This is a genomic window from Variovorax sp. UMC13 (assembly GCF_014170375.1).
Classification (GTDB): domain Bacteria; phylum Pseudomonadota; class Gammaproteobacteria; order Burkholderiales; family Burkholderiaceae_C; genus Variovorax.
Map to the genome: position 1 here is coordinate 105,735 of NZ_LZZW01000025.1, position 25,345 is coordinate 131,079.

General features: G+C 68.7%; 24 protein-coding genes and 1 pseudogene. 15 read left to right on the plus strand and 10 right to left on the minus strand.

The window, feature by feature from the left end:
• Positions 1 to 28: 28 nt before the first annotated feature.
• Positions 29 to 2,005, minus strand: a complete 1,977-nt coding sequence (gene acs / locus A9977_RS21305; RefSeq protein WP_183026886.1) for an acetate--CoA ligase — start codon at positions 2,003 to 2,005, stop codon at positions 29 to 31.
• 135 nt (positions 2,006 to 2,140) lie between these two features.
• Between acs and A9977_RS21310 the strand changes: the two genes are divergently transcribed.
• Together A9977_RS21310 and A9977_RS21315 are read left to right on the plus strand one after the other, a co-directional pair.
• A complete protein-coding gene (locus tag A9977_RS21310) occupies positions 2,141 to 2,461 on the plus strand; it encodes a DUF485 domain-containing protein (RefSeq protein ID WP_183026887.1) in 321 nt (106 codons plus the stop codon).
• Positions 2,462 to 2,478: 17 nt separating this feature from the next.
• Entirely contained in the window at positions 2,479 to 4,185 is a 1,707-nt protein-coding gene (locus A9977_RS21315) for a cation acetate symporter (RefSeq protein ID WP_220811985.1), read from the plus strand.
• A gap of 85 nt (positions 4,186 to 4,270) precedes the next feature.
• Here the strand turns inward: A9977_RS21315 and A9977_RS21320 are convergent, their stop codons facing one another.
• Entirely contained in the window at positions 4,271 to 4,693 is a 423-nt protein-coding gene (locus A9977_RS21320) for an Hsp20/alpha crystallin family protein (protein WP_183026889.1), read from the minus strand.
• Positions 4,694 to 4,832: 139 nt separating this feature from the next.
• Between A9977_RS21320 and A9977_RS21325 the strand changes: the two genes are divergently transcribed.
• Positions 4,833 to 5,240 carry a hypothetical protein gene (locus A9977_RS21325; protein WP_183026890.1) on the plus strand — a complete coding sequence of 136 codons (408 nt, stop codon included), beginning with the start codon at positions 4,833 to 4,835 and terminating at the stop codon, positions 5,238 to 5,240.
• Here the strand turns inward: A9977_RS21325 and A9977_RS21330 are convergent.
• Positions 5,146 to 7,836: a bifunctional acetate--CoA ligase family protein/GNAT family N-acetyltransferase gene (locus tag A9977_RS21330; protein ID WP_183026891.1), complete on the minus strand. Its 2,691-nt coding sequence runs from the start codon at positions 7,834 to 7,836 to the stop codon at positions 5,146 to 5,148. The genes A9977_RS21325 and A9977_RS21330 overlap by 95 nt on opposite strands.
• Positions 7,837 to 7,976: 140 nt before the next feature.
• Between A9977_RS21330 and A9977_RS34395 the strand changes: the two genes are divergently transcribed.
• Positions 7,977 to 9,395, plus strand: coding sequence for a transposase (locus A9977_RS34395; protein WP_259652079.1), 1,419 nt, complete (start codon positions 7,977 to 7,979; stop codon positions 9,393 to 9,395).
• Here A9977_RS34395 and A9977_RS21340 read toward each other — a convergent pair.
• Positions 9,386 to 10,654 (minus strand): DUF4010 domain-containing protein, encoded by a 1,269-nt coding sequence (locus A9977_RS21340; protein ID WP_183026892.1) that lies wholly within the window; start codon positions 10,652 to 10,654, stop codon positions 9,386 to 9,388. The two genes, A9977_RS34395 and A9977_RS21340, sit on opposite strands and share 10 nt — an antisense overlap.
• A gap of 148 nt (positions 10,655 to 10,802) precedes the next feature.
• Here A9977_RS21340 and A9977_RS21345 point away from each other — a divergent pair, with 148 nt between their 5' ends.
• The 7 genes from A9977_RS21345 to A9977_RS21375 all read left to right on the plus strand — a co-directional run bounded on the left by A9977_RS21345 (position 10,803) and on the right by A9977_RS21375 (position 18,179).
• On the plus strand, positions 10,803 to 11,402 hold the full coding sequence (locus A9977_RS21345; protein WP_259652080.1) for an NAD(P)H-dependent oxidoreductase: 600 nt from the start codon (positions 10,803 to 10,805) through the stop codon (positions 11,400 to 11,402).
• 77 nt (positions 11,403 to 11,479) lie between these two features.
• Positions 11,480 to 12,517, plus strand: a complete 1,038-nt coding sequence (locus A9977_RS21350; protein WP_183026893.1) for a zinc-dependent alcohol dehydrogenase family protein — start codon at positions 11,480 to 11,482, stop codon at positions 12,515 to 12,517.
• 60 nt (positions 12,518 to 12,577) lie between these two features.
• A complete protein-coding gene (locus A9977_RS21355; protein ID WP_183026894.1) occupies positions 12,578 to 12,958 on the plus strand; it encodes a hypothetical protein in 381 nt (126 codons plus the stop codon).
• 48 nt (positions 12,959 to 13,006) lie between these two features.
• On the plus strand, positions 13,007 to 13,237 hold the full coding sequence (locus tag A9977_RS21360; RefSeq protein ID WP_183026895.1) for a hypothetical protein: 231 nt from the start codon (positions 13,007 to 13,009) through the stop codon (positions 13,235 to 13,237).
• Between the two features lie 25 nt (positions 13,238 to 13,262).
• On the plus strand, positions 13,263 to 14,105 hold the full coding sequence (locus tag A9977_RS21365) for a universal stress protein (RefSeq protein ID WP_183026896.1): 843 nt from the start codon (positions 13,263 to 13,265) through the stop codon (positions 14,103 to 14,105).
• A 46-nt stretch (positions 14,106 to 14,151) separates the two neighbouring features.
• Positions 14,152 to 16,629 carry a cation-translocating P-type ATPase gene (locus tag A9977_RS21370; protein WP_183026897.1) on the plus strand — a complete coding sequence of 826 codons (2,478 nt, stop codon included), beginning with the start codon at positions 14,152 to 14,154 and terminating at the stop codon, positions 16,627 to 16,629.
• Between the two features lie 20 nt (positions 16,630 to 16,649).
• Positions 16,650 to 18,179 (plus strand): bifunctional aminoglycoside phosphotransferase/ATP-binding protein, encoded by a 1,530-nt coding sequence (locus tag A9977_RS21375; protein WP_183026898.1) that lies wholly within the window; start codon positions 16,650 to 16,652, stop codon positions 18,177 to 18,179.
• Positions 18,180 to 18,183: 4 nt separating this feature from the next.
• On the opposite strand, the gene A9977_RS21380 is transcribed toward A9977_RS21375, so the two are convergent.
• Positions 18,184 to 18,690, minus strand: a complete 507-nt coding sequence (locus A9977_RS21380; RefSeq protein ID WP_183026899.1) for a universal stress protein — start codon at positions 18,688 to 18,690, stop codon at positions 18,184 to 18,186.
• Between the two features lie 124 nt (positions 18,691 to 18,814).
• Here A9977_RS21380 and A9977_RS21385 point away from each other — a divergent pair, with 124 nt between their 5' ends.
• Positions 18,815 to 19,399 carry a hemerythrin domain-containing protein gene (locus A9977_RS21385; RefSeq protein ID WP_183026900.1) on the plus strand — a complete coding sequence of 195 codons (585 nt, stop codon included), beginning with the start codon at positions 18,815 to 18,817 and terminating at the stop codon, positions 19,397 to 19,399.
• A 31-nt stretch (positions 19,400 to 19,430) separates the two neighbouring features.
• Here A9977_RS21385 and A9977_RS21390 read toward each other — a convergent pair whose 3' ends face one another.
• The 5 genes and pseudogenes from A9977_RS21390 to A9977_RS21405 all read right to left on the minus strand — a co-directional run bounded on the left by A9977_RS21390 (position 19,431) and on the right by A9977_RS21405 (position 23,511).
• Entirely contained in the window at positions 19,431 to 20,702 is a 1,272-nt protein-coding gene (locus A9977_RS21390) for an alpha/beta fold hydrolase (RefSeq protein WP_310936176.1), read from the minus strand.
• A gap of 307 nt (positions 20,703 to 21,009) precedes the next feature.
• Positions 21,010 to 21,081, minus strand: a pseudogene (locus A9977_RS34660) (hypothetical protein); the annotation flags it as partial.
• A gap of 3 nt (positions 21,082 to 21,084) precedes the next feature.
• On the minus strand, positions 21,085 to 21,459 hold the full coding sequence (locus tag A9977_RS21395) for a TraR/DksA family transcriptional regulator (RefSeq protein WP_183026901.1): 375 nt from the start codon (positions 21,457 to 21,459) through the stop codon (positions 21,085 to 21,087).
• A 54-nt stretch (positions 21,460 to 21,513) separates the two neighbouring features.
• Positions 21,514 to 22,965, minus strand: a complete 1,452-nt coding sequence (locus tag A9977_RS21400; protein ID WP_183026902.1) for a trypsin-like peptidase domain-containing protein — start codon at positions 22,963 to 22,965, stop codon at positions 21,514 to 21,516.
• Between the two features lie 18 nt (positions 22,966 to 22,983).
• Positions 22,984 to 23,511, minus strand: coding sequence for a flavodoxin (locus A9977_RS21405; protein ID WP_183026903.1), 528 nt, complete (start codon positions 23,509 to 23,511; stop codon positions 22,984 to 22,986).
• Between the two features lie 146 nt (positions 23,512 to 23,657).
• Between A9977_RS21405 and A9977_RS21410 the strand changes: the two genes are divergently transcribed.
• The 3 genes from A9977_RS21410 to A9977_RS21420 all read left to right on the plus strand — a co-directional run bounded on the left by A9977_RS21410 (position 23,658) and on the right by A9977_RS21420 (position 25,332).
• On the plus strand, positions 23,658 to 24,080 hold the full coding sequence (locus tag A9977_RS21410) for a universal stress protein (protein WP_183026904.1): 423 nt from the start codon (positions 23,658 to 23,660) through the stop codon (positions 24,078 to 24,080).
• A gap of 73 nt (positions 24,081 to 24,153) precedes the next feature.
• Positions 24,154 to 24,378 (plus strand): hypothetical protein, encoded by a 225-nt coding sequence (locus tag A9977_RS21415; RefSeq protein WP_183026905.1) that lies wholly within the window; start codon positions 24,154 to 24,156, stop codon positions 24,376 to 24,378.
• A 387-nt stretch (positions 24,379 to 24,765) separates the two neighbouring features.
• Entirely contained in the window at positions 24,766 to 25,332 is a 567-nt protein-coding gene (locus A9977_RS21420) for a 2'-5' RNA ligase family protein (RefSeq protein WP_183026906.1), read from the plus strand.
• The last annotated feature ends 13 nt before the right edge of the window (positions 25,333 to 25,345 follow it).

Below are 25,345 nucleotides of genomic sequence, written 5' to 3' on the forward strand. Positions count from 1 at the left end.
CGGCACTGCCGGCCCGGCCTGGCCTGGCTCAGTGTGCCTCGGTGAGCTGGTCGAGGATCGCCGGATTCTCGAGCGTCGACACGTCCTGCGTGATCGCTTCGTCCTTGGCCACTGAGCGCAGCAGGCGGCGCATGATCTTTCCGCTGCGCGTCTTGGGCAGGTTGTCCGCGAAGCGGATCTCCTTCGGCTTGGCGATGGGGCCGATCTCCTTGCCGATCCAGGCGCGCAGCTCGGCTGCGAGGCGGTCGGCTTCGGCGCCCTGGGGGCGTGGCTGCTTGAGCACCACGAACGCGCAGATCGCCTCGCCCGTGGTCTCGTCGGGCCGGCCGACCACCGCGGCCTCGGCCACCAGCGCGGTGCAGGCCACGAGCGCCGATTCGATTTCCATCGTGCCCATGCGGTGGCCGCTCACGTTCAGCACGTCGTCGATGCGTCCGCCGATGGTGAAGTAGCCCGTGGCCGCATCGCGCGCCGCGCCGTCGCCCGCAAGGTAGTAGCCGCGCAGCTCCGGCGGGTAGTAGCTCGAACGGTAGCGCGCGTCGTCGCCCCAGACCGCGCGGATCATGCTCGGCCACGGCTTCTTGATGACCAGCAGGCCGCTCTCGCCGTTGGGCACGTCGTTGCCGGTCTCGTCGACGATGGCCGCGGCAATGCCGGGGAAGGGCAGGGTGCACGAGCCCGGCACCAGGTCGGTGGCGCCCGGCAGCGGCGTGATCATGTGGCCGCCGGTCTCGGTCTGCCACCAGGTGTCGAGCACCGGGCAGCGGCCGCCGCCTACATGCTTGCGATACCACTCCCATGCAGCGGGGTTGATCGGCTCGCCGACCGAACCCAGCACGCGCAGGCTGCGCAGGTCGTAGCGATCGGGGTGCACGGCCGGGTTGCCTTCGGCGGCCTTGATGAGCGAGCGGATGGCCGTGGGCGCGGTGTAGAAGACCGTCACGCCGTGCCGCTCGATCATCTGCCAGAAGCGGCCCGCATCGGGGAATGTCGGCACGCCCTCGAACACCACTTCGGTCGCGCCGATGGCCAGCGGCCCGTAGGCGATGTAGGTGTGGCCGGTGACCCAGCCGATGTCGGCCGTGCACCAGAACACGTCGTCGTCGTGCATGTCGAAGGTCCACTTCGTCGTGAGCGCCGCATGCAACAGATAGCCGCCGCTGCTGTGCTGGACGCCCTTGGGCTTGCCGGTGGAGCCCGAGGTGTAGAGCAGGAACAGCGGATGCTCGGCGCCCACCCATTCGGGCTCGCAGTTTTCGACTTGCGCGGCGGTGACTTCGTGCATCCACAGGTCGCGCGGCGTCCAGTCGATCGGCGCGCCGGTGCGGCGGTAGACGATGACCGACTGCACCGCCTCGCAGCCGCCCAGCGCGAGCGCCTCGTCGACCATTGCCTTCAGCGGTAGTTGCTTGCCCGCCCGCACCTGCTGGTCGGCCGTGATGACCACCGCGGCGCCGGTGTCCGCGATGCGGTCGCGCAGCGCATGTGCCGAGAAGCCGCCGAACACCACCGAATGGATCGCGCCCAGCCGCGCGCAGGCCTGCATGGCCACCACGCCTTCCACCGACATCGGCATGTAGATGACGACGCGGTCGCCTTTCTTCACGCCGCGCGCCTTCAGTGCGTTGGCCATGCGGCAGGTCAGCGCGAGCAGTTGCGAGTAGGTTGTGCGGGTGACCTTTCCGTCGTCCGACTCGAAAACGATCGCCACCTTGTCGCCCTTGCCGGCCGCCACCTGGCGGTCGAGACAGTTCCACGACACGTTGAGCGTGCCGTCCTCGAACCAGCGATAGTGCGGCGCATCGCTGCCGTCCAGCGTCTTAGTGAAGGGCGTTTTCCAGCCGATGAACTCGCGCGCCAGGCGGGCCCAGTAGCCCTCGTGGTCGGCGTCGGCTTCGGCCACCAGGGCGTCGTAGGCGGCGCGGCCGGCGACGTGGGCCGTGAGCGCAAGCGCTTGCGGCGGCGCGTAGACCGGAAGGCGGGACGGGAGGTTGGGTGCGTTCATGTCTCGTGCCTTTCGTGGGGGTGGCGCGATCTTGCCGATGGCGATGAAGAAGAACCTTGCGCCAGCGCAAGCCTCGGCGCGGTGCGGCCGTTCCTAATTCGATCGACCCCGATTTGATAGCCACAAGGAGACTTCATGCAAGACGATCTGGTCGCGCGCATTGCCGCGCATCCGCAATACATCCAGTTGAAGCGACGGCGAGACCGCTTCGGCTGGACGCTGGCCGTGCTGATGCTGGCGGTGTACTACGGCTTCGTGCTGCTGGTGGCCTTCGACAAGGAGTTGCTGGCGCGACGCCTTGGCGACGGCGTCATGACGCTGGGCATGCCGGTGGGTTTCGGCGTGATCGTCTTCACCATTGCGATCACCGGCTACTACGTGCGCCGCGCGAATGCGGAGTTCGACACGCTCTCCGACGCCGTGGTGAAGGCCGTTGGCAAGGAAATCAAGTCATGAACGCCCCTCTGCTGCAAATGCGCTCCGTTGCCATTCTTCTTGCGCTGGGGGCGATCTCGGCGAGCGCTCTCGCAGCGGGCGCCGATATGGGCCAGCTGCAGCGACAACCTACCAACTGGACCGCGATCGGCATGTTCTCGCTGTTCGTGGTGGGCACGCTCTTCATCACCAAGTGGGCCGCCGCACGCACCCGCTCGGCCTCGGACTTCTACACGGCCGGCGGCGGCATCACCGGCTTCCAGAACGGACTGGCCATTGCGGGCGACTACATGTCGGCGGCGTCGTTCCTCGGCATCTCTGCCGCGGTGATGGCGACGGGCTACGACGGGCTGATCTACTCGATCGGCTTTCTCGTCGGCTGGCCGGTCATCACCTTCCTCATGGCCGAGCGGCTGCGCAACCTGGGAAAGTTCACGTTTGCCGACGTGGCAGCCTTTCGCTTCAAGCAGACGCCGGTGCGCATCTTCGCGGCCTCGGGCACGCTGGTGGTGGTGGCGTTCTACCTGATCGCGCAGATGGTAGGCGCGGGGCAGCTCATCAAGCTGCTGTTCGGCCTAGAATACTGGATCGCGGTGGTCATCGTGGGCTCGCTCATGATGGTCTATGTGCTCTTCGGCGGCATGACGGCCACCACCTGGGTGCAGATCATCAAGGCCTGCCTGCTGCTGGGCGGCGCGAGCTTCATGGCCCTCTCGGTGCTGTGGCACTTCGGCTTCAGCCCCGAGGCCATGTTCGCGGGCGCGGTGAAGGTCAAGACCGACCTGGCGCTCAAGGACGGGAAGACCGCGCAGGTGGCGGCGAGCATCGGCCAGTCGATCATGGGCCCGGGCAACTTCGTGAAGGACCCGATCTCGGCCATCTCCTTCGGCATGGCGCTGATGTTCGGCACGGCCGGCCTGCCGCACATCCTGATGCGCTTCTTCACGGTGCCGAGCGCGAAGGAAGCGCGCAAGTCGGTCATGTGGGCCACGGGCTGGATCGGCTACTTCTACCTGTTGACCTTCATCATCGGCTTCGGCGCCATCACCTTCGTGCTGACCAACCCCGACTTCCTCGATGCCAAGGGCGTGCTCAAGGGCGGCGGCAACATGGCGGCGATCCACCTGGCCAATGCGGTGGGCGGCAACGTGTTCCTGGGCTTCATCTCGGCGGTGGCCTTCGCGACCATCCTCGCGGTGGTGGCGGGCCTCACGCTGTCGGGCGCCTCGGCGGTGTCGCATGACCTGTACGCCACCGTCATCAAGAAGGGCGATGCCGGCAGCGCGGCCGAGCTGCGCGTGTCCAAGATCACCACGCTGGCGCTCGGCGCGCTGGCGGTGGTGCTGGGCATCGTGTTTGAGAAGCAGAACATCGCCTTCATGGTGTCGCTCGCGTTCGCCATCGCGGCCTCGGCCAACTTTCCGGTGCTGTTCATGTCGGTGCTCTGGAAGGGCTGCACCACGCGCGGCGCGGTGATCGGCGGCTTCCTCGGGCTGGTGTCGTCGGTGGCGCTCACGGTGGTGTCGCCTTCGGTCTGGGAAGCGACCTTCGGCTATCCCGCGGGCTCGGCGCCGTTCCCGTACACCTCGCCCTGTCTGTTCTCGATGAGCATCGCGTTCGCGGGCATCTGGCTGTTCTCGGTGCTGGACCGCAGCGCCCGCGCGCGGGTCGATCGCAACGGCTTCCTCGCGCAGCAGGTCCGCTCGGAAACGGGCATCGGGGCGCACGGGGCGAGCGGGCACTGAGCCGTCCGGAAAGCCAGAAGCCCATGGAAGCGCGGTGCGCGGCCATGGGCTTGTCATCGTGCGGCAAGCCGTGCCGCGGCGCTGCTTACTGGATCTTCAGGACGTTGTGGGCGCCGTTCGCGCGCTTGGGCAGCGTCAGGCGCAGCACGCCGTCCTCGAGCTTCGCCACGGCGTGCTTGTCGTCGACTTCGCTGGCCAGCGAGAAGCCGCGCGAGACGCTGCCGCGGTAGGTCTCGCGAACGATGGAACGGCCGTGCTTCTTTTCTTCATCCTTCTTGATCTCGGCGGAGATCGAGACGTAGCCGCCGTCGACCGATACGCGCACGTCTTCCTTCTTCGCGCCGGGGATCTCGGCGGTGACGAGGTATTCCTTGTCGTTCTCGGTGACGTCGACGCGGATGTCGGCCGGCAAGTCGGCGTCGTCCAGTTGCAGCGGCCGAGCCCAGCGGCGCAGCATGTCGGGAACGAGGTTTTCGATGCGGTCCAGTCGGGACAGTGCGGTGTTCATGCGCGGTACTCCATTTGTGGGTTGAAGGGTTCTCAATTTAGGCACTCGCAGCAGCGTCTGCGTTGCGCTGGATCAACCGAGCATCTGGTTGCAGAGAGCCGATGAAAGCCTCGCTGTACCGATCCACCGGGAGCGCTCCATGTACCTCGTGCCCACCTCATCTGCCGCTCTCCGCTCGGCCAGGCTGCCCCGTTCGGCCGCGTTGGTGCTGGCGAAGCTTGCTGCCCTGCATGGCGGTGCGGGCCGGGCGCGGTCGCGCGGCGAGTTGCTCTACGACACGAACTGCATTGGCTGCCACAACAATAAGGTGCACTGGCGCGCCGCCAAGCTGGCGACCGACTGGAACAGCCTGGAGGCGCAGGTGCGACGATGGCAACAGGCCGCCTCGCTCGGTTGGCGCGACGAGGACGTCGCCGAAGTCGCCGGCTACCTCAACGAGCGGTTCTACGGCTTCACGCCGACGAACACGACGGGCTTGCTGAAGTCTTCAGCGCCAGCACCATTCGCCGCAGGCCTGAATTCGGCGGCTCCGCCGGATCGGCCTTGAATCCCATCGCGGCCGAGAGCTTCAGCATGCGGGTGTTCTCGCGCAGGACGAGGCCGACGAGTCGCTCGGTGCCGCGCGCGCGTGCATGTTCGATCAATTGCGCGAACAGCAGGGTGCCCAGGCCCTGGCCCTTGAGGTCGGAGCGCACGGCGATGGCGAACTCGGCCTCCACGTTGTCGGGGTCGCTCACCGTGCGCGCCACGCCCAGTGTCTCGGGGCAGCCTTGCGTGTCGGTGGCCTCGGCGATGAAGGCCATCTCGCGGTCGTAGTCGATCTGCGTCAGGCGCGCGAGCTCGCTGCGCGGCAGTTCATTCCGGGCGGAGAAGAAGCGCATGCGGAGATCTTCCGCATCCAGCGATTCGACGAAGCGCCGGTGCTGCGCCTCGTCCTCGGGGCGGATCGGCCGCAGCACGATTTCGCGGCCGTTCCAGCGCCGCGCGCGCACCCATTGCGCGGGGCAGGGCAGGATCGCGAAGCGCTCGGCGCCGCCGACCGGCGTGCGCGAAATGCGCACGCGCGCGTCGAGTGCCAGCGCGCCGTCTTCGTCGACCGACAGCGGGTTGATGTCGAGCTCGGCCAGTTGCGGCAGGTCGGACAGCATCCGCGACACCGCGACCAGCACGTCGTACAGGGCGTCGAGCCGCGCCGGCGGGTGATCCCGAAAGCCGGCCAGCAGGCGCGCGATGCGGGTGCGCGACACCAGTTCGCGTGCCAGGGCGCGGTTCAGCGGCGGCAGCGCGATGGCCGTGTCGCCGATCACTTCGACCGCGGTGCCGCCCTGGCCGCACAGGATCACCGGGCCGAACAGGCGGTCGATGCTGGCGCCGACGATGAGTTCCTGCGCATGCGGCCGGCGCACCGTGCGCTGCACGGTGAAGCCGTCGATGCGCGCCAGCGGGCGGGCGCTTCGTACCGCTTCGAGCATCTCGGCAGCGGCGCGGCCCAGCGCGGCTTCGTCGGCCAGGCCGAGCCGCACGCCGCCCACGTCCGACTTGTGGGTGATGTCGCGCGAGAGGATCTTGAGCGCCACCGGGTAGCCCAATCCGCACGCGGCCTCGATCGCCGCGTCGGCCGTCGGCGCGACCGCCAGCGTGGGCACGGTCTCGATGCCGTAAGCCCCCAGCAGCGTCTTTGCTTCCTGTTCGCCCAGCCAGTCGCGCCCGTCGGCCAGGGCGCCGTCCAGCGTTGCGCGGACCGCGCCGCTGTCAGGCGCGGCGTCGGGGCTGGCACTCGGCGTCTCCATCAGGATGTCCTGGTTGCGCCGGTAGGTCTGGAGCATCGCGAAGGCGTGCACCGCCTCTTCCGGCGTGGCGTAGTCGGCCACGCCGGCCTCCTCGAAGAGCCTGCGCGCCTGCGCCACCGCGTCGTCGCCGAGCCAGGCGCTCATCACACGCGAGGCATGGCTGCGTACCAGCGGAAGGCAGGCACGCGCGATGTCCTCGCTGCGCACGACGGCCGTCGGCGCATGCATGAAGAGCACCGCGCCGGCCGCCTCGTCGGCCAGCAGTGCGGCCAGCGTCTCGGCATAGCGCTCGACGGGCGCGTCGCCGATGATGTCGATGGGGTTCGCATGCGACCAGTGCGCGGGCAGCACCGCGTCCAGGCATGCCTTCAGTGTCGCGCCGAGATCGGCCAGCGTCACGTCTTCGCGCGCGGCCGCGTCGGCGGCCATCACGCCGGCACCCCCGCCGTTGGTCATGAGGGTGAGCGTGCCGTGCCGGCTGCCGCGAAAGCGCGACAGGGTCTCGGCAGCGACGAAGAGCTCCTGCAGCGTGTCAACGCGTAGCATGCCGGCGCGCCGGATGGCCGCGTCGTAGACCGTGTCGGAACCCGCGAGCGCCCCGGTGTGCGAGGCCGCCGCCTGCAAGCCGTGCCCTGCGCGCCCGGCCTTGAGCACGATCACCGGCTTGTTGCGCGCGGCCGCACGCGCCGCCGACATGAACTTGCGCGGCGATTCGATGGACTCCACGTACAGCAGGATCGACCGCGTGCGCGCATCGCTCGCCAGGTGGTCGAGCAGGTCACCAAAGTCGACGTCGCAGTGATCGCCCAGCGAAACGAGGTGCGACAGGCCGATGCCGCGGCTGCGTGTCCAGTCGAGCACCGCCGTCACCAGCGCGCCCGATTGCGAGACGAAGGCCACGTCGCCCGCCAGCGCATCGGTGTGCGCGAAGCTGGCGTTCAGGCCGATGTGCGGACTGAGCAGGCCCAGGCAGTTGGGCCCGAGCAGCCGCAGCGTGAAGGGTTGCGCCGCCTTCAGCGCAGCCTGCTTCTGGTCCGCACTCATCCCGGCCGTGACGACCACCACCGCCCGGGTGCCCAGGGTACCGAGCTGCGCGACGAGCGGCGCCACGGTGGCCGGCGGCGTGCAGATCAGCGCCAGGTCGGGGGCGGCGGGCAGGCTCGCCGCGCTGGAGAAAATGGGCACACCATCGAGCGCGCGGTGCTTCGGGTTCACACCGTACATCGGCCCCGCGAAGCGGCCGGCCCGAAGGTTGCGCCAGACCGTGGCGCCGACGCTGCCGGGCCGGCTGGAAGCGCCAAACACGGCGACGGAGGCCGGCGACAGCAGGCGGTCGAGATGGCGAATGCTCAAGGGGAGGCTCCAGAGTGGCCGCCCATGGTGCCGGCCAGCGGCGGCCCACGGCTTGATGCAGGTCAATCTCCCACCGCCGGGGCGGCGCCAAGCTCGCCATTTGAAGGAGCCCGCCATGCACGCCCCGTTCGAAGCCGCATATGCCGTCGACGTTTGACCAATGGCGCGCCAGCCGGGTCGCGGCCGAGGTGTCGGTTGCCACGCAGGTTCCGGCCGCGTCGCTTGCAGCAATGCGCGCGCGGCGGCTCGCGGCGCTTCTGGCCCATGCGGCTGCGCACTCGCCACGGTATCGGCGTCTGCTGGCCGGCTGCGATCCCGCCACCGTGCGGCTGGAAGACCTGCCGGTGGCGCGCAAGGCCGAACTGATGCGCGACTTCGAGGGCTGGGTGACCGACCCGGCGCTCTCGCTGCCGGCGTTGCGACGCTATGTCGCCGATCCCGCGAACATCGCGACGGACTTCCTCGGCCACTACACGGTGTGGGAAAGCTCGGGCAGCACGGGCGAGCCCGCGATCTTCGTGCAGGACGCGCAGGCGATGGCGGTGTACGACGCGCTGGAGGCGCTGCGCCGCCCGATGTTGCGGCCGCTCGACCGGTTGTTCGATCCGTGGGGCCTGAGCGAGCGCATCGCCTCCGTCGGCGCGACCGACGGGCATTTCGCGAGCACCGTGTCGGTGGAGCGCCTGCGGCGCCTGCAGCCATGGCTCGCGCAGCGGCTGGTCGGGATCTCGTTCCTGCAACCGCTGCCAGCGCTGTGCGCCGAGCTCGATGCATTCGGCCCTACGGTGGTGGCGACCTATCCCAGTGCCGCGGTGCTGCTGGCGGAAGAACGGCAGGCCGGGCGGCTGAAGGCCGCGCCGCGCGAGATCTGCACCGGCGGCGAGACCTTGTCGGCAGCGGGCCGCGCATTCGTGCTGCAGGCGTTCGGTTGTCCCGTGGCCAACAGCTTTGGTGCGTCGGAGTTCCTTTCGCTCGCCTTCGAATGTCCCCGCGGCCGGCTGCATCTCAACAGCGACTGGGCGATCCTGGAAGCGGTCGACGCGCACGGGCGGGTCTTGCCGCCCGGCGGCTGGCTCTACATCCGCACGCTGCAGGCGCTGGGCCTGGCGACGGTCAAGCACGTGGCGCCGACACCGCACCTGGTTGCGCCGAAGGCGACCGTCGACCTCGCCACGGTGCAGGCGGTCATCCGCTGCCACTACGACGTGCTGGCGAGCTACACGCGTTCTCTGAAGAAGGCTTGCGCCGCGGCACTCGGCCGGTTGCGAGACATGTCGCCGCAAGCCGCTCGCGCGTTAAAGGCGGCGAAGCCATTGCTCGGCAAGGATCAGGCACTGCTCGATCCGTCGCGCTACCGGCAGGTGATGCAGGCGCTTAAGGCGTCGCAAGCGCTGGCCACGATGTATTCGATGCGCGGGGAACTCACGACCGTGTGGAGCCGCTCCACTGCCTCCGGCGAGCAGCTCGCGCGGCATTTGCAGGACTGGTGCCAGCGCGCCGAGGCAAGCGCCATCGCACCGCTGGCGGAATTTTCCCGCCGCCTGCGGTCCTACGCCTGACCCGACCTCGTCAGCCAGATGGCGACGGCGCAGGCGCAAGCCAGACTCGCCGTCAGCGCGGCCGCCACGCGCAGCGCGTAATTTCCGCCGCCGGTGGTCAGGGCCACCGCGCAGCGCGTGAGCGTGTTGGTTCCGACCGCCACGAGCACGCCGAGGACGAAACGATCGGTCGCCAGCGTGCCGGCCGCGTGCAGCGACGCGAGCGAGGCCACGGGCGCATGGGCGTCGATCAGCGCACCGAGCGCGATGCCGACCTGCAGGCCCGTATCGCCGAAGTGCCGTTGCGCCGTGCCCACCAGCAACGCGACCAGCGCCAATGCGAGGGCAATGGCCAGCGCCTCGCGTGGACGCAGTGCGCTGCGGGTGCTCACGGGCGCTTCGGGCGCGATGGATGGCGCGGGCGAAAGGAGCGGCAGCAAGCCCACGGCCGCCGCGCCCGCTGCGCCCGCCAGTGCCACCGGCAGCAGCGCGAGAGCGGCTGGCGGCGACAGCGCGGCGGTCATGGTCAGGGCCAGCACCCAGGTGGCCACCGCCGACAGCCCTGCAGCGCCGGCCAGCAGAGCGGTGTGCAGCGGGTGCTCGCGAGCGCGGCTGCCAAAGGAAGCCACGGTGGCCGTGCTCGACACGAACCCCGATGCGAAGCCTGCGCCCAGCAGGCCACCGCGCACGCCGAGCCAGCGCACCGCCGCCTGTCCCGCCGCCTGGATTGCCATGATCAGCAACACCATCGCCGCCAACGGTCGGAGCGCGATGCCGCCGAGCATCTCGATCGGGCGGGACGAAATGAATGGCAGCACGATCAGCGCAAGCGCCGCCAACAGAACGCCGTCGTGCAGCTCCTGCTCGCTGAGAAGATCGGTGGCGAACCGATGCAACCTGCGCCGCGCCGCCAGCAGCAACGCCAGGCCGGCGCCACAGGCAGCCCCGAGCGATGGCTCGACGACGCACAGCACGCCGAGAAGGTAGGTCGTAAAGAGGGCGATCTCGGTGGTCATGCCCGGATCGCGCGAGCGGCTCTTCCAGTGCGACACGAGCGCCAGCGTGGCGACGAGCACGGCGCCGATCGGGACCAGCGTCGGGACGGGCAGCAATTGCGCCACCGCCCCGGCCAAAGCGGCAATGGCGAAGGTCCGCAACCCTGCGGCTGCGCGCCGGTCGCCATCGCCCTTGCGCCGCTCGCGTTCGAGGCCGACGATGAGTCCGACGCCCAGCGCCGCGGCCAGTCCAATCATCGCCGCCGACCGGTTGAGTGTCTCCATCACCGCAGTGTCGCGCCAGACGGCGTCGCGTCAAGGTGGCGCGACTGCCTGGCCCGGCGCCGGGCTGCACGGGCTTGATCCTGCGCAAGGACGAGCCGCTGCGCGGCGAGCAGGATGGTTCGATCTTTCGCTCAAGTGCGGATTCGCCATGCCGAACACCATGTCCAGAAAAATCCTCCTGCTGCAAGGTCACCCCGACGCGTCGACCGCGCACTTCAGCGATTCGCTCGCCGACGCCTATGCGCGCGGCGCGCAGGGGGCCGGGCACGAGGTCCGGCAGATCCGGATCGCGGAACTCGACTTCCCCTTGCTGCGCAGCAAGACGGCATGGGACACGCAGGCGCTGCCACCGGTGTTGCAGCCCGCACAGGACGCGATCCTGTGGGCCGAACACATCGTGCTGTTCTTTCCGCTGTGGCTCGGCGGCATGCCGGCAATTGCCAAGGGCTTTCTCGAACAGGTGCTTCGCCCCGGGTTCGCATTCGTGCGGGTGTCGGAGGGCAGCATGGGCCTGAAGCTGCTGAAGGGCCGCTCGGCGCACATCGTCGTGACGATGGGCATGCCGTCACTGGTCTATCGCTGGTACTTCCGCGCACACAGCCTGAAGGCGCTGAAACGCAACATCCTCGGTTTCGTGGGCATCGCGCCGGTGCACGAAACACTGGTCGGCATGGTCGAGGGCATGAACGATGTCCAGCGCCGGCAATGGCTGCGCCGGATCGAAGCCATGGGACGCGAGGGCCGCTAGGGTCGTTTGTGCGGCCAGACGGGCATTCCTTGCGCTACCTCAAGCGTCGCACGCCAATGGGCGCCTAACGTGGTGGCATGAAAGCAATCGTCTACCGGGGCCCCGGCCTCAAGTCGCTCGAAGACCGTCCCAAGCCGCAAATCCAGGCGCCGGGCGACGCCGTCGTCAAGATCCTCAAGACCACCATCTGCGGCACCGACCTGCACATCCTCAAGGGCGACGTGCCGAGTTGCGCGCCGGGCCGCATCCTCGGGCACGAAGGCGTGGGCGTCGTCGAGACCATCGGCGCCGGCGTCACCGCATTTCGTGCGGGCGACCATGTGCTGATCTCGTGCATCTCGTCGTGCGGCAAGTGCGAGTACTGCCGTCGCGGCATGTATTCGCATTGCACCACCGGCGGCTGGATACTGGGCAACACCATCGACGGGACGCAGGCCGAGTACGTGCGCATTCCGCATGCGGACACCAGCCTCTACCCGATTCCCGCGGGCGCCGACGAAGAGGCGCTGGTGATGCTCAGCGACATCCTGCCCACCGGCTTCGAATGCGGTGTGCTCAACGGCAAGGTCGCGCCAGGCAGTACGGTGGCGATCGTGGGCGCCGGACCGATCGGCCTGGCCACGCTGCTCACCTCGCAGTTCTATTCGCCGTCGCAGATCATCCTCATCGACCTTGACGACGCCCGGCTCGAGGTGGCGCGCCGCTTCGGCGCGACGCACACTGTCAACAGCAGCGACGGCAAGGCGGCCGATGCGGTGCTCGCGTTGACCGGCGGCCGCGGCGTCGACGTGTCGATCGAGGCCGTGGGCATACCGGCCACCTTCGTGCTGTGCCAGGACATCGTGGCGCCCGGCGGCACCATCGCGAACATCGGGGTGCACGGGCACCCGGCCGAACTCCACCTGGAGCGCCTGTGGTCGCAGAACATCGCGATCACCACGCGGCTGGTGGACACGGTGTCCACGCCGATGCTGCTCAAGACGGTGCAGTCGCACAAGGTGGATCCGGCCCGGCTCATCACGCACCGCTTCAAACTCGACCAGGCGATGGACGCCTACGACACCTTCGCGCGCGCGGCCGAGACGCACGCGCTCAAAGTGATCATCGAAGCGTAGCTGTCCGCGCATCCCCCAAGGCTTGTTTCCCGATTCATTCATTCCTCTCGAAAGATTTTCATGTCGCTTTTCCACGCCGTCATCTGGATCGATCACCACAGCGCGCAGCTCCTTCAGTTCGACGCTGCCCAGGTTGTTGCGCAACAGGTGAGAGAGCACCTCCACTGCACGCGCCAGCACGGCAGCCAGGTGCGCAGCGAGCACGAGCTCTTCGGCGAGGTCTGCGATGCGACAAAGGGCATCGCCGAAGTGCTGGTCGTTGGCTCGCACACCGCGCTGGCCGACTTTCGCCACTACGTGGAGAAGCACCGCGCTGAGATGGCGCTGCGCATCGTCGGTTGGGAGACGGCGGGCCGCATGAGCAGCGCCGAACTGGTGGCGCTTGCGCGACGTTGGGTTTCCGTGCACGCGGGCATGGCCACGCCCATGAAGGCCGGCTAGCAAAGCCCTGCGCGAAAGACGAAACGACCTGTTCCCGAAAGGACCCCCATGCCCAACGACCACTTTTCGACAGCCCCGACGCAGCCCGCGCCTTTCGGCGCAGGCTGCCTTCAACTCCTGATGGCCTGGCAGATGGCCGCCGTCAGAGGCGCATTGCTGGCACAGGGCCAGCAGTGGGAAGCGATGGGCGTGTGGCAGCGCTCGGCTGCCGCCGTTCAGCGCGAGCTCATGGACGAGTGGATCTGCAGGTTCGGCGGCGGTGTGCCGCTGGACGGCTGAGCCACCGGGAGCAGAAGGGGCGCCCATGAACTTCAAGACCATCCTCGTTCACCTGGACCACTCCCAGCGAAGCGGCGTGCGCGCCGCGATAGCCGCGCGCTGGTCACGGGCGCACGAGAGCCACCTGATCGGACTTCTGCCCACGGGCCTGTACGACGGCGTGATCCCGGCCGATGCCATCCCGACGGGCATGACCGACTACATCGCGGAGTCGGCCGACTACCTGCGCCAGCGCGCCGAAGCCATCGCGCGGGCGTTCAGGCAAGGCATTACCGGGTCGGGACCGCTGTTGTACGAGGTGCGGCTGGTCGACGGTGCCACGGCCGATGCCGTGGTGCGCTTCGGTCGTGCGAGCGACCTGCTGGTGCTCGGGCAGAGCGACGCCGACGAAGGCCTGGACACCACCGTGCGCGGACTCCCCGAACCGGTGCTGATGGAGGTGGGCCGGCCGGTGCTGGTCGTGCCGTCGGCAGGCGCTTTCGAGGCGATGCCGGAGAACATCGTGGTGGCCTGGGACGGCTCGCGCGAAGCCGCCGTGGCCCTGCAGGCGGCGTTGCCGGCGCTGCGGCGTGCCGCGCGCGTCACGCTCGTGTCGCTGCGCCATCCGGGCGACGCAGACGCCGCACGGCAGCTGCTCGTGCCGGACATGGTGCAGTACCTGATGAGGCACGGCGTCCAAGCACACGCCGAGTCGCTGGTGACGGAGATCGACCTCGCGGAGGCACTGCTGTCGCGGCTCTCGGACCTCGGCGCCGACCTGCTCGTGATGGGAGGCTATGGCCATTCGCGCCTGCGCGAGCGCGTACTGGGCGGCGTGACGCGACAGATCCTCGCGCAAATGACCGTGCCCGTGTTGATGGCGCATTGAGGCGTCCGCCGACCGCACGCTCGGCCCAGGCCAACAAGGACCCACCGTGCCCGACCACGCACCCTCCGGCCTGACCGACGCCGAAGCCGCGCAGCGCCTTCGCAACGAGGGCCCGAACGTGCTGCCTTCCGTGTCGCGCAAGGGCTTGCCTCGCATTGCCTGGAACGCACTGACACAGCCGATGTTCCTGCTGCTGCTGGCGACCGCCGCGCTGTATGCGCTGCTCGGCAACCTGGGCGATGCGGGAATGCTGACGCTGTCGGTGCTGATGGTGGGCGGGCTGTCGATCTACCAGGAGCAGCGCACCGAGCGCGTGCTCGAAGCGCTGAAGAATCTTTCCAGCCCGCGCTGCACCGTCGTGCGCGCGGGGCGCGCCCTGCACATCGCGAGTCGTGAGCTGGTGCGCGGCGACCGCGTGCTAATCAATGAGGGCGACCGGCTGTCCGCCGATGCGCAGCTCATCGAAGCGGTCGAGTTGCAGGTCGACGAATCGCTGCGCACCGGCGAATCGATGCCGCTGGGAAAGCGGGTCGAAGGCGAGGGTGAGAGCGGCCTGCTGTTCGCCGGCAGCCTGGTGGTGCGCGGCGACGGCGTGGCCGAGGTGACCAGCACCGGCGCCCACACCGCATTGGGCGCCATTAACGATTCGATCGCACAGCTCGCGCCCCGCGCCAGCCGGCTGCAGGACGAACTGCGCCGGCTGGTGAGGCGGGTCGCATGGCTCGCGGCCTTCACCTGCATCGTCGCGGCCACGGTGTTCGCGCTGCGCGAAGGCTCCTGGACGCAGGGGCTGCTCGTCGGGCTGACCCTGGCGATGTCGCTGATCCCCGAGGAGTTCGCCGTCGTCTGGAGCGTGATGCTGGCGCTGGGCAGCTGGCGGCTCGCGAAGTCGAACGTGCTGACCCGCCAGCCGCAGGCCATCGAGGCGCTGGGCACCACCACGGTGCTGTGCGTCGACAAGACCGGAACCCTGACCCACAACCGCATGGCGCTGACCGTACTGCACGACGGGGAGGTCGAATGCAAGGTGGACATGCGTGAGCCGGCCGCGGGTTTTCAACGCCTGCTGTCGGGCGCGCTGCGCGCCAGCAGCACGGGCGGTGTCGAACCCATGGACCAGGCGGTGCGCACCACGGCCCAGGCCGCCGGGCTCGGCGAGGTCGATCCGTCGTGGACGCCCGGCCCGCGCCGCGGCATCCGCGACGGTGCACCCTATGTCGTGCACTGGTGGCAGGCCGCGGGCGACTCTGCGCGGACGGTCGCGGTCAAGGGCGCCGCCGAGGCCGTGCTCGCGCTCTGCGAGGCGGAGCCGGAATGCATGCACCGGCTGCGCGAGACCGCCGACCGATGGAGCGCGGTCGGCCTTCGCGTGCTCGCGGTGGCGGAAGGGCATGCCGGGCTGCCCGGCGAGGACGCCGCGCTGCCCGACGGGCTGCGCCTGGCGCCGCTGGGCCTGCTCGGCTTCATGGATCCTTTGCGCGAGGAGGTGCCACGCGCGGTCGAGGAATGCCGGCGCGCGGGCGTGCGCGTGGTCATGATTACCGGCGACGCGGCCCTCACGGCCCGCTCGATTGCGCGGCAGGCCGGGCTGGTCGACGGCGGCCCGGCAAAGGTGCTCACCGGCAGCGAGCTGGCCGCGATGGACGATGACGCGCTGCGCCGCTGCGTACGCGAGGTGCAGGTGTTCGCGCGGGTCGACCCCACGCAGAAGCTACGCATAGTGCGGGCGCTCCAGCAGCAGGGCGACATCGTGGCGATGACAGGCGACGGCGTGAACGACGCGCCCGCGCTCAAGGCCGCCGACATTGGCGTTGCGATGGGCCGGCGCGGCACCGACGTCGCGCGCGAAGCCGCCTCGCTGGTGCTGCTGGACGACAACTTCGCCTCGCTCGTAGAGGCGGTGCGCGCAGGCCGGCGCATCTTCACCAACCTGCGCAAGGCGCTGGGCTACCTCTTCGCGGTGCACGTGCCGATCGTCGGCGTGGCGCTGATCCCGGTGGTGATGGGCGGCCCGGTGCTGCTGCTGCCGCTGCATGTGGTGCTGCTCGAACTCCTGATCGACCCGGCCTGCTCGCTCGTGTTCGAGGCCGAGCCGGCGCCCGACGACAGCATGACGGTGCCGCCGCGCCGTCGCGACGATGCGCTCTTCTCGCTGGCTTCCGCGGCGCGCGCGTTCGCGATGGGTGCGCTGGTCTTCGCCGGCGTGGTGGCGGTGCAGTGGGCCTGCCGCACGCTGGGCGCCACGCAAGAAGAACTGCGGATGGCCAGCCTCGGCTCTATCGTGCTGGGGAACCTGCTGCTGCTCCTTTGGTTCCGTTGCGCCGGTACACGGCTTGCGCACCCCAACACGGTGTTCCACATCCTGCTGATCGGGGTCTGCGTGGTCTGGGGCCTGCTCACGATGGTGCCGGGCGTGGGAACCCTGTTCGGACTGCCCGGTACCTTCTCGCCCTGGGCGCTGTGGGTCGTGCTGCCCGCAGGCTGGGCGGCCTGGCGCGCTCTTGCGATTTCCCGGCATCATTGAATCGACACGCGGCAAGACACATGGAAACCACCCTGATCGACGCATTGCGCGAGACGCTCCGGCAGCAGACCGGGCAGCCGGTGGCGCTGGTCGAGACGCACATCTCCTGGGTGCTGCTCACGCGGACGCAGGCCTTCAAGCTCAAGAAGCCGGTGCGGCTGCCGTTCGTGGATTTCGGCAGTGTCGAGGCGCGCAAGCATTTCTGCGACGAGGAGCTGCGCCTGAACCGGCGCTACGCCCCCACGCTGTACATCGACGTGGCGCCGGTCTGCGGCACGCGCGAAGCACCGCGGATCGGCGGGGACGGCCCCGCGATCGACCACGTGGTGCGGATGCGGCGGTTTCCGGCGTCGTCGCTGCTGGTAGATCTGCTCGCGAACGACCGGCTCCAGCCGGCGCAGCTCGACGACTTCGCGCAGCGGCTCGCCGCCCTGCACGGGAGCGCGCCGCGCGCGACGCCGGCGTCGGACTTCGGAAGCCCGGAGCGGGTCGTACGAGCTGCGACGGACGTGCTGGCGGCATTGGAGCAGCAGGCCGTCGATAGCCGCCTCGTCACGCTGGGCGCGTGGAAGCGCGAGCAGGTGCAGGCGCTGCGCATGGCCTGGACCGATCGTCAGCAGGGCGGCTCGGTGCGCGAGTGCCATGGCGACCTGCATATGGCCAACGTAGTGCTGGTGGACTGCACGCTCACGCCCTTCGACTGCATCGAGTTCGATCCCGCGCTGCGCTGGATCGACGTGGTGAGCGACGTCGCCTTCCTGACCATGGACCTGAAGGCCTACGGCCGCGCCGACCTGGCATTCCGCTTCCTCAATGCATGGCTGCAGTACAGTGGCGACTATGCGGGCCTGCAGGTTTGGCGTTTCTACGAGGTATACCGGGCGCTGGTGCGTGCCCTGGCTTCGGGCCTGGGGCCGAAAGGCCCGCCGGACATGGTGCTGCCCGACTACTTGGCCTGCGCAACGCAATTGGTGAAGCCAGCCGGAAGCGGTGCGCGCCTGCTGATCACGCACGGCTTTTCCGGCTCCGGCAAATCCAGCGTCGCCTCGCAACTGCTGTGCGCCGCCGGCGCAGTGCGCCTGCGCTCGGACGTGGAGCGCAAGCGCCTGTACGGTCTCGACCCGCTGGCACGCACCGCCGGCCTCGGGCTCGACATCTACGGCGAACAGGCGACCCGCAGGACGTTCGAGCGGCTGCACGCCTGCGCCCGCGACGCGCTGCTGGCCGGCTACCCGGTGATCGTGGACGCGGCGTTCCTGCGCAGCGCCGAGCGGCGCTGCTTCGAGGCGCTGGCCACCGAGTTGCGCGTGCCTTTCAACATCCTGGATTGCCACGCCGACACGGCCACGCTGCGGCGCCGCGTGGCCGCGCGCGCTGCGGCAGGCGCCGATGCCTCGGAGGCCGGGCCGGCTGTGCTGGAGCGCCAGCTGCAAAGCCACGATCCGCTGGTGCCCGACGAGCGCCGCCTGGCCATCGAGGTCTCCACGCAGGACCCGGTGGACATCGCCCGGATCGCGGCGCGCTGGCGCGCCTCGGCACCGGGCGCGTGACGTCTCAAGCGCTGGCGAGCACGCCGGCGGGCAGCGTGAAACGCTCGTGCTCGGTCTTGGCGACTTCGGGCGCGCGGACCAGCAGCACCGGCACGGGCGACATGCGCAGGATGTGTTCCGCACTGCTGCCCATCACCCAGCGGCCGATGCCGCGGCGGCCGTGCGTGCCGATCACGATCAGATCGGCTTTGCAGGATTCGGCCTCCGCGATGACCTGGTCGTGCACGGCGCCCTTGAAGCGGTCGATCAGCACGGTGTCGGCCTCCACGTTCTCCTCGGCCGCCCTGGCCTGCGCAGCCTGGAGCAGCTTCGTGGCGTTGGTGCGCAACTCTTCGAGCCACGTTCCGGCGTAGCCCGCATAGGCGTCCATGGCGAGTGCGAACGACAGCTCGTCGATCACATGCACCAGACGCAGGCGCCCGCCCGTGAGCCTTGCGATCTGGATGGCTTCGGTCAGGCCACGGCTGGACGTGGAACTGCCGTCGATGGGAACAAGAATTCGCTGGTACATGGCACGACTCCGGTGTGTGGATTGGATCGCTCCAGTATCCGGATCTGCATGGGCCCGGGGTTGATCTGGCGCAAGCCCGCGCACGGCGAAAGCGCGACCCTTGAGGCTTGCAGAGGAAGAGCCCATGACCCATTCCACCGTTCGCACCATTCGCCAGGAGCACGCCGCGCTGTCGGCCATGCTCCGATCCATCGTCCGGTTGCTCGAGCAGCATCGCAAGCAGAATACCTTGCCCGATTTCGCGACGCTGCGCGCCATGCTGTTCTACGTGGACGAGTTCCCCGAGAAGCGCCATCACCGCAAGGAGACCGAACTGCTGTTTCCCAAGCTGCGCGCCCGCACGCCAATGTCGCGCGACCTACTGGACAAGCTTGACGGGGATCATGCGCGCGGCGAGCGTAGGATCCGCGAGGTCGAGCACACGCTGCTTGCGTTCGAGATGCTCGGCGAATCGCGTCGCGAAGCGTTCGAGCGAACGGTCGGCGAATACGTTAACTTCTATCTGGGCCACATGGCGCTCGAGGAGCGCGAGATCCTCCCGCTGGCCGAGCGCGTGCTGACCGAGGACGATTGGCACGACCTGGACCAGGCCTTCGCGCAGAACCGCGACCCGCTGACCGGGCACGTGGCGGACTTCGAATACGCCGCGCTCTTCACGCGCATCGTGAACGTCGTTCCCGCGCCCATCGGATTGGGGCCGGCCCTTTGATCCTGCGGCCGGTGTGCCGCGGATTGACAGCTCAACGCCCCGCCACGTAGCTGCCCGGCGCGTCGCAAAGCGGCGGCAGTCCGCGCCGGACCGCACCCAGCGCCGGCGGACGCCGTCTCGGCCCCGAGTGTCCGAGCAGCCACTGCTGGAAGCCTGGCCACCACGATCCCTCGATTCGGCTCGACATGTCCAGGAATTCATCCGGAGCGATGAAGGCACCGTTCGCTGGCCGTCGCAGCATCCGGTGGCTGCGGTGCGCGTGCCCCGGCTCGCTCAGGATGCCCGCGTTGTGGCCTCCTTCGGTCAGCACGAAGGTCAGGTCGGTGTCGCACAGCAGGCTGAACTTGTAGACCGACCGCCATGGCGCCACGTGGTCGGTGCGCGTGCCGAGCAGGAACACCGGCACATCGATATCGTTGAGCGACACCGGTCGCCCGTCCACGAGATAGCGGCCCTCTGCCAACGCGTTGTCCAGGAACAGCTGGCGCAGGTAGTCCGCATGCATGCGGTAGGGCATGCGCGTGCCGTCGGCGTTCCAGGCCATCAGGTCGCTCATGGGAACGCGTTCGCCCATCAGGTAGTTGCGCACCATGGGGCCCCAGACGAGATCGCCGGGACGCAGCGCCTGGAACGCGACTGCCATTTGCGCCGAATCCAGGTAGCCCTGGCGCGACATGATGTCTTCCAGGAAGGCGAGCTGGCTCTCGTCGATGAACAGGCCGATCTCCCCGGGCTCGGTGAAATCGGTCTGTGCGGCCAGCAGCGCAAGCGAGGCGAGGCGGCCGTCACAGTCGCGCGCCATCGCCGCCGCGGCGATGGCCATCAGCGTGCCGCCCAGGCAATAGCCCACGGCGTGCACGCGGCGCCGCGGCAGCACCGCGTCGATGGCATCGAGGCTCGCGCGGATGCCCAGGCGCAGGTAGTCGGCCATGCCGAGTTGCGCATCGGCGGCGCCGGGATTCTTCCACGAGATCGCGAACACCGTGTGCCCGCGCTCGATCAAGTAGCGCACCAGCGAATTGTGGGGCGACAGGTCGAGCACGTAGTACTTCATGATCCACGCGCTCACGACGAGCACCGGCTCGGCATGTACCGTCGGCGTCGCTGGCGCGTACTGGATGAGCTCGATGAGTTCGTTGCGCAGGATGACCTTGCCGGGCGTGACTGCAACTTCATGCCCGGGCCTGAATGCCTCGGCACCCGCGGGCGACAGTCCGAGGGTCTGGCGCCCGAGATCTTCCGCCCAGTGCGCCGCGCCAGCGAGCAGGTTGGCGCCGCCGGTGGCAGCGGTTCGTTGCAGCACCTGCGGATGGTCGCGATGGCGTTGGCGGGCGAGGCCACTGGCGCACCGCGAAGGCCACCAACTGCTCGTGGTGCCGGTCGACGCCGCGCACGCCGTGAACGAGGTCCAGCAGCCTTCGCCCAGCGGTCTCGAAGGCGTCGCGGTACAGGCTGAATGGCCATGCCGCCCAGTCGGGCACCGCGAGCCGCGGATCGTGCGCCAGCGGCTCGGCGCCCGGAGCGGCGTTGCGCAGGGCGACCTCGGCCGCGTGTCCGGGCTGGGGGGCGAAATGCAGCGCCCAGTCGGAGCAGGCCAGCATCAACGCCACAGGCGACACGGCACCGCCCAACCGGCCCCAGGCCGCGTGGAGGGATCGATCGAGTTCGCTGGACTCGTTCACTTGTCAACGCCCGCCGCGCGCTTCCAGCGCCGCCTGGCAAGCCGTGCAGCGGATCGCGGCCGGCTGGGCCAGGAGCCGTGCGCGAGGAATCTCGCCGCCACAGTCTTCGCAGATGCCGTAGTGGCCGCTCGCCAGGCGCGCGAGCGCGTGCTCGATCTCGTCGAGCCGCGCACGATCGACCTCGGCTTCGGCCATCTGCACGTCGCTGGCGCGTTCGGCCTCGGCCTCGTCGGCATGGGTCTTCACGTCGTGATCGCCTTCGGCCAGCGCGGCCTGGGCCGAAGGCGCCGAGGCACGGAGCTCGTCGAGCACCTGCTGCTTCATCGTCTCGAGTTGCCGCTGCAGTGCGTGGCGGTCGGTGGTGTCCAGGGATTGCATGGTGAATGTCCTTGCGATGAAATGGCCACGGCGGCGGGAGGAATTGGCCGGCACTCAGGAGCGGCTGCGGCGGGTGACGGGAACGCGAACCGCCACATAGGCCAACCGGCGGTCGCGCATCACCAGCAGGGCGACCGTCTTCCCGGGCGGCACCTCCGCCAGGCCTTGGCTGAAATCGTCCAGGCGATAGAGCTTGGACGTATTCAGCGCCACGACGACATCGCCCGCGCGGATGCCCTCGCTGCGCGCGAGACCGGCGGCCTCGCGCACGATCAGCCCGCTGTCCAGGCCGAGCTGCAGGCGCTGCGCAGGCGAGAGGTCGCCGAGGCTCAAGCCCAGCCCGTCGCTCCATTCGGGCGCCGCGGCGGCGAAGCTGCTCTCGGGCGACGCGGGTTGCGCACGCAGCGAGACCTGCAGCAGGCGGTGGGCGCCGCTGCGCCACACCTCCAGTTGCATGCGGCTGCCCGGCTCGCGCTGCGCAACCTCCTGCGGAAGGTCGGTGAAGTGCGCCAGCGGCTTGCCGTCCAGCGCCAGCACCGCATCGCCCTGCGCAAGGCCCGCGGCCAGTGCGGGGCTGCCGGCCTCGACCCGCACGACCAGTGCGCCGGCGGACGACGGCAGCCCGAAGGACTGCGCCAGCGCCGGGGTCACTTCCTGGAACTGCGCGCCCAGCCAGGCCCGGCGCACGGCGCCGTGTTCGCGCAGCTGCCCGGCGATGCGCATCGCCAGGTTGATCGGCACGGCGAACGACAGGCCCATGTAGCCGCCGCTGCCGCTGTAGATCATCGAGTTGATGCCCACCATCTCGCCGCGGCTGTTGAAGAGCGGGCTGCCCGAGCTGCCGGGGTTGATGGCGACATCGGTCTGGATGAAAGGGATTTCTCCGGCGCCGCCCATCACACGTCCGACCGCGCTCACGACGCCGGCCGTCACGCTGCCGTGGAAGCCGAAGGGCGAGCTGATCGCCGCGACCCAGTCGCCAGGGCCGAGCGCCGCGGAGTCGCCGATCACGGCCACCGGCAATGCGGTGGCCTCGATCTTCAGGAGGCCGACGTCGGTACGGCGGTCCACGCCGACCACGTGCGCGCGGAAGCGGCGTCCGTCGTCCAGCTGGACCTGGGCCTCGTCGATGTTCGTGATCACGTGGGCGCTGGTGAGGATCAGGCCGTCGCTGTCGATGATCACGCCCGAGGCGAGGTCGCGGATCTGGCTGATCCGCGCGCTGGCCGCGAGCGGCCAGGCCAGCCGGTCGGCGAAGTCGTGCTCGGGGATGATCTCGAGTTCGATCTCCCCGTCGCTTTCGTCGCGTCCGATGCGCAGCGTGCTGATGTCGACCACCGAGGTGCTGCGGCCGGCGACCAGGGACGAGAACCCGGCAGGCGCGGGCGCGATGGCGGTGGCGACCCCGGGCGCGGGCGCTGCCGCGGCGCAAGCGCCGAGCAGCCACGCGCTGGCGGCGAGCGCACAAGCAAGGCGCGCGATGTGGAGGAGCCCGGGGGTATTCACGTCGAGCCGTCTCCGGCGTCAGGTCGACTGCGGCGACAGCGTGACGGGACGCACCACGGCATGCGAGTCCTCCGCTTCGCGCACCGCGTTGCCGAAGGCCTGCAGGCGGGCAGCGCAACTGCCGTCGTCGGCCTCGCGCTGGGTCACCGCGGCGCTCAGGATGGGCGCGCGCGCCAGGCGTTTGCCGATCTCCGCGGCCGCATTGGGCGCTCCTTGCCCACCCATGACCGAGAGCACCGCAACGTCGGGAAGACGATCGCGCTGGCGTGCGACAAAGCTGCGCATGGGCCCGGCCAGGCGCATCATCCAGATCGGCGAGACGAGCACCACCGCATCGAAGTCGCTGGGCGGCGGGCCGTCGTAGCGGATGGCCGGCTGGCGCTGCAACAGCGAGTCGAGCACGCAGCGCCAGCTGCCCATGGCGCCGCTGCGCCGGCGCGCATCGGTGATCTCGGCCAGGGGCCAGCCCTGCTGGCTGCACAGCACTTGTGCAACCCGGCGCGAGGTGCCGGTGTAGGAATAGACGATGACCAGGACATTGTTCATGACTGCCTCTTGGCTTTGCTGCGTTGTGTGTCATCAATGTAGGCATCAAGGTGCTTCGAAGCATTGATGTGGCGCAAGGCGACCTGCGGTCGTTCGACGATCATCGATTGGTGCGCCGGGGGTGCAATCCTGACGAAGGAATCAACATGAAGATTCTGCTTGCCGTCGATGGCAGCGACTACACGAAGCGCATGCTGGCGTGCCTGCTCGCCCACAAGGAGTGGGTCAATACGGGCCAAGCGATCACGGTCTTCCATTCGGTAGAGCCATTGCCGCACCGCGCCGCAGCCTTCGCGGAGCCCGCCGTGGTGCACGGCTATTACGAGGACGATGCACGCATGGTGCTTGACCCGGTACGCAACTTGCTGGCCAAGCATGACATCCAGGCGCGCTTCGAACACCGCATCGGCCGTCCTGGGGTGGAGATCGCGGCATTTGCTGAAAAGGGCGGCTTCGATCTGCTGGTCATGGGATCGCGAGGCCACGGCGCCCTGGCAGGCCTCGTGCTCGGGTCCGTCGCCACCAAAGTGCTGGCCGCGTGCACCGTGCCGGTGCTGCTGGTGCGCTGAATGAAGGCACCCACACTTTTGCGAAGGTTGGTCGTCGCCGCTGCAAGTGCCTTTGCGCTGGCCGCCACAACGAATGTGGCATCTCGAACGCGTTCTTGCCAGGATCGCGCGCTGTCCGCTTCGCAGAGCATCGACTTCGTGGCGGCTGCTGCGCGACAGTCGCCCGCTGTGGTGCGCACGCGGCGATGCAGACATCGTGCGAAAACCCGTTGGGCATTCCGATGTGCACGAGACTCGCTTCGGACTCGATCTCGCCGAACGCAAGGGCGCGCTGGGCATCGACCTTCAAGAGGCCTGACCTCTACGTGCAAGGCGTCTCAGGGGGGGCTAGCGGGCAGGGCTGCGCCAGAGAGACGCGATTGTCGCGGTCAACGACGTGCGCGTGGCACTCCAGAGTTTTCTGCGCTTCGTGTGACCGCACAAGTCCTTGTGTTGCTGAGTTCGAGGGGGAAGCCCGAGGTCGCTGAAAGAATGAATTTTTGCCAAGGGCTGTATGCTGGAGAGGGCTCAGAAGTACTGTAGCGTGCCGTTGCGAAGCGCTTCATCGCGAAGGGCTGATTGACGGTAAAAGCGACGGTACATAGCTCGTTCGACCCCGCCAGATCCCATTAACCATGCGGGTTAGCGAGACCTATTGATGATCGAGTGGGAGTGAGGGGCGAAAGCACTGGCTACGCCTGTCGCGATGAAAAACTTACACAGGTTTTTCTTTGCGATTCGGCCTGACGCCGAAGCCAGGTCGATGGCGGTCGATGCAACGCAACGACAAATGGATGCACACGCCTTGTCCGGTGGTCGTGTTCCGCCGGGGCGTTTGCACGCCACGCTCTACTTGTTGGGCGACTATGAGGATGTACCGCACGAACTGCTGCGCTTGGCGAAGGAGGTGGGTGGCAGGATCGAGATGGCGCCGTTTGGTGTCGGCTTCGACCGTATCGGCAGCTTGGGAGGCGCGGGCATGGGTGGCCTGGCGCTGACCGGTGCTGCAGAACTGAAGGAGCTGCGCCAGTTTCAACGCGCCCTGGCATCGGCGATGAAAGCTTCGGGGATCGGCCACCCCATTCGCAAGCGTTTCAACCCTCATGTGAGCTTGCTCTATTGCGATGAACAGGTGCCCCGCGAACCGATCGCGCCGATTCGCTGGCGAGTCGACGAGCTGGTATTGATAGACAGCCTCGTAGGCCGCGGCACACATGTCGTATTGGGCAGATGGCCATTGCAAAGCCGCCAGATGGATTTCAGCGATTGGTGACGCCCGGCCGTGG

What these genes read in the sequence shown, in the direction of transcription:
- acs (WP_183026886.1), bottom strand. Translation starts at nt 2,005, where the DNA reads ATGAACGCACCCAACCTCCCGTCCCGCCTTCCGGTCTACGCGCCGCCG.
- A9977_RS21310 (WP_183026887.1), top strand. Translation starts at nt 2,141, where the DNA reads ATGCAAGACGATCTGGTCGCGCGCATTGCCGCGCATCCGCAATACATC.
- A9977_RS21315 (WP_220811985.1), top strand. Translation starts at nt 2,479, where the DNA reads ATGCGCTCCGTTGCCATTCTTCTTGCGCTGGGGGCGATCTCGGCGAGC.
- A9977_RS21320 (WP_183026889.1), bottom strand. Translation starts at nt 4,693, where the DNA reads ATGAACACCGCACTGTCCCGACTGGACCGCATCGAAAACCTCGTTCCC.
- A9977_RS21325 (WP_183026890.1), top strand. Translation starts at nt 4,833, where the DNA reads ATGTACCTCGTGCCCACCTCATCTGCCGCTCTCCGCTCGGCCAGGCTG.
- A9977_RS34395 (WP_259652079.1), top strand. Translation starts at nt 7,977, where the DNA reads ATGCCGTCGACGTTTGACCAATGGCGCGCCAGCCGGGTCGCGGCCGAG.
- A9977_RS21340 (WP_183026892.1), bottom strand. Translation starts at nt 10,654, where the DNA reads ATGGAGACACTCAACCGGTCGGCGGCGATGATTGGACTGGCCGCGGCG.
- A9977_RS21345 (WP_259652080.1), top strand. Translation starts at nt 10,803, where the DNA reads ATGCCGAACACCATGTCCAGAAAAATCCTCCTGCTGCAAGGTCACCCC.
- A9977_RS21350 (WP_183026893.1), top strand. Translation starts at nt 11,480, where the DNA reads ATGAAAGCAATCGTCTACCGGGGCCCCGGCCTCAAGTCGCTCGAAGAC.
- A9977_RS21355 (WP_183026894.1), top strand. Translation starts at nt 12,578, where the DNA reads ATGTCGCTTTTCCACGCCGTCATCTGGATCGATCACCACAGCGCGCAG.
- A9977_RS21360 (WP_183026895.1), top strand. Translation starts at nt 13,007, where the DNA reads ATGCCCAACGACCACTTTTCGACAGCCCCGACGCAGCCCGCGCCTTTC.
- A9977_RS21365 (WP_183026896.1), top strand. Translation starts at nt 13,263, where the DNA reads ATGAACTTCAAGACCATCCTCGTTCACCTGGACCACTCCCAGCGAAGC.
- A9977_RS21375 (WP_183026898.1), top strand. Translation starts at nt 16,650, where the DNA reads ATGGAAACCACCCTGATCGACGCATTGCGCGAGACGCTCCGGCAGCAG.
- A9977_RS21380 (WP_183026899.1), bottom strand. Translation starts at nt 18,690, where the DNA reads ATGTACCAGCGAATTCTTGTTCCCATCGACGGCAGTTCCACGTCCAGC.
- A9977_RS21385 (WP_183026900.1), top strand. Translation starts at nt 18,815, where the DNA reads ATGACCCATTCCACCGTTCGCACCATTCGCCAGGAGCACGCCGCGCTG.
- A9977_RS21395 (WP_183026901.1), bottom strand. Translation starts at nt 21,459, where the DNA reads ATGCAATCCCTGGACACCACCGACCGCCACGCACTGCAGCGGCAACTC.
- A9977_RS21405 (WP_183026903.1), bottom strand. Translation starts at nt 23,511, where the DNA reads ATGAACAATGTCCTGGTCATCGTCTATTCCTACACCGGCACCTCGCGC.
- A9977_RS21410 (WP_183026904.1), top strand. Translation starts at nt 23,658, where the DNA reads ATGAAGATTCTGCTTGCCGTCGATGGCAGCGACTACACGAAGCGCATG.
- A9977_RS21415 (WP_183026905.1), top strand. Translation starts at nt 24,154, where the DNA reads ATGTGGCATCTCGAACGCGTTCTTGCCAGGATCGCGCGCTGTCCGCTT.
- A9977_RS21420 (WP_183026906.1), top strand. Translation starts at nt 24,766, where the DNA reads ATGAAAAACTTACACAGGTTTTTCTTTGCGATTCGGCCTGACGCCGAA.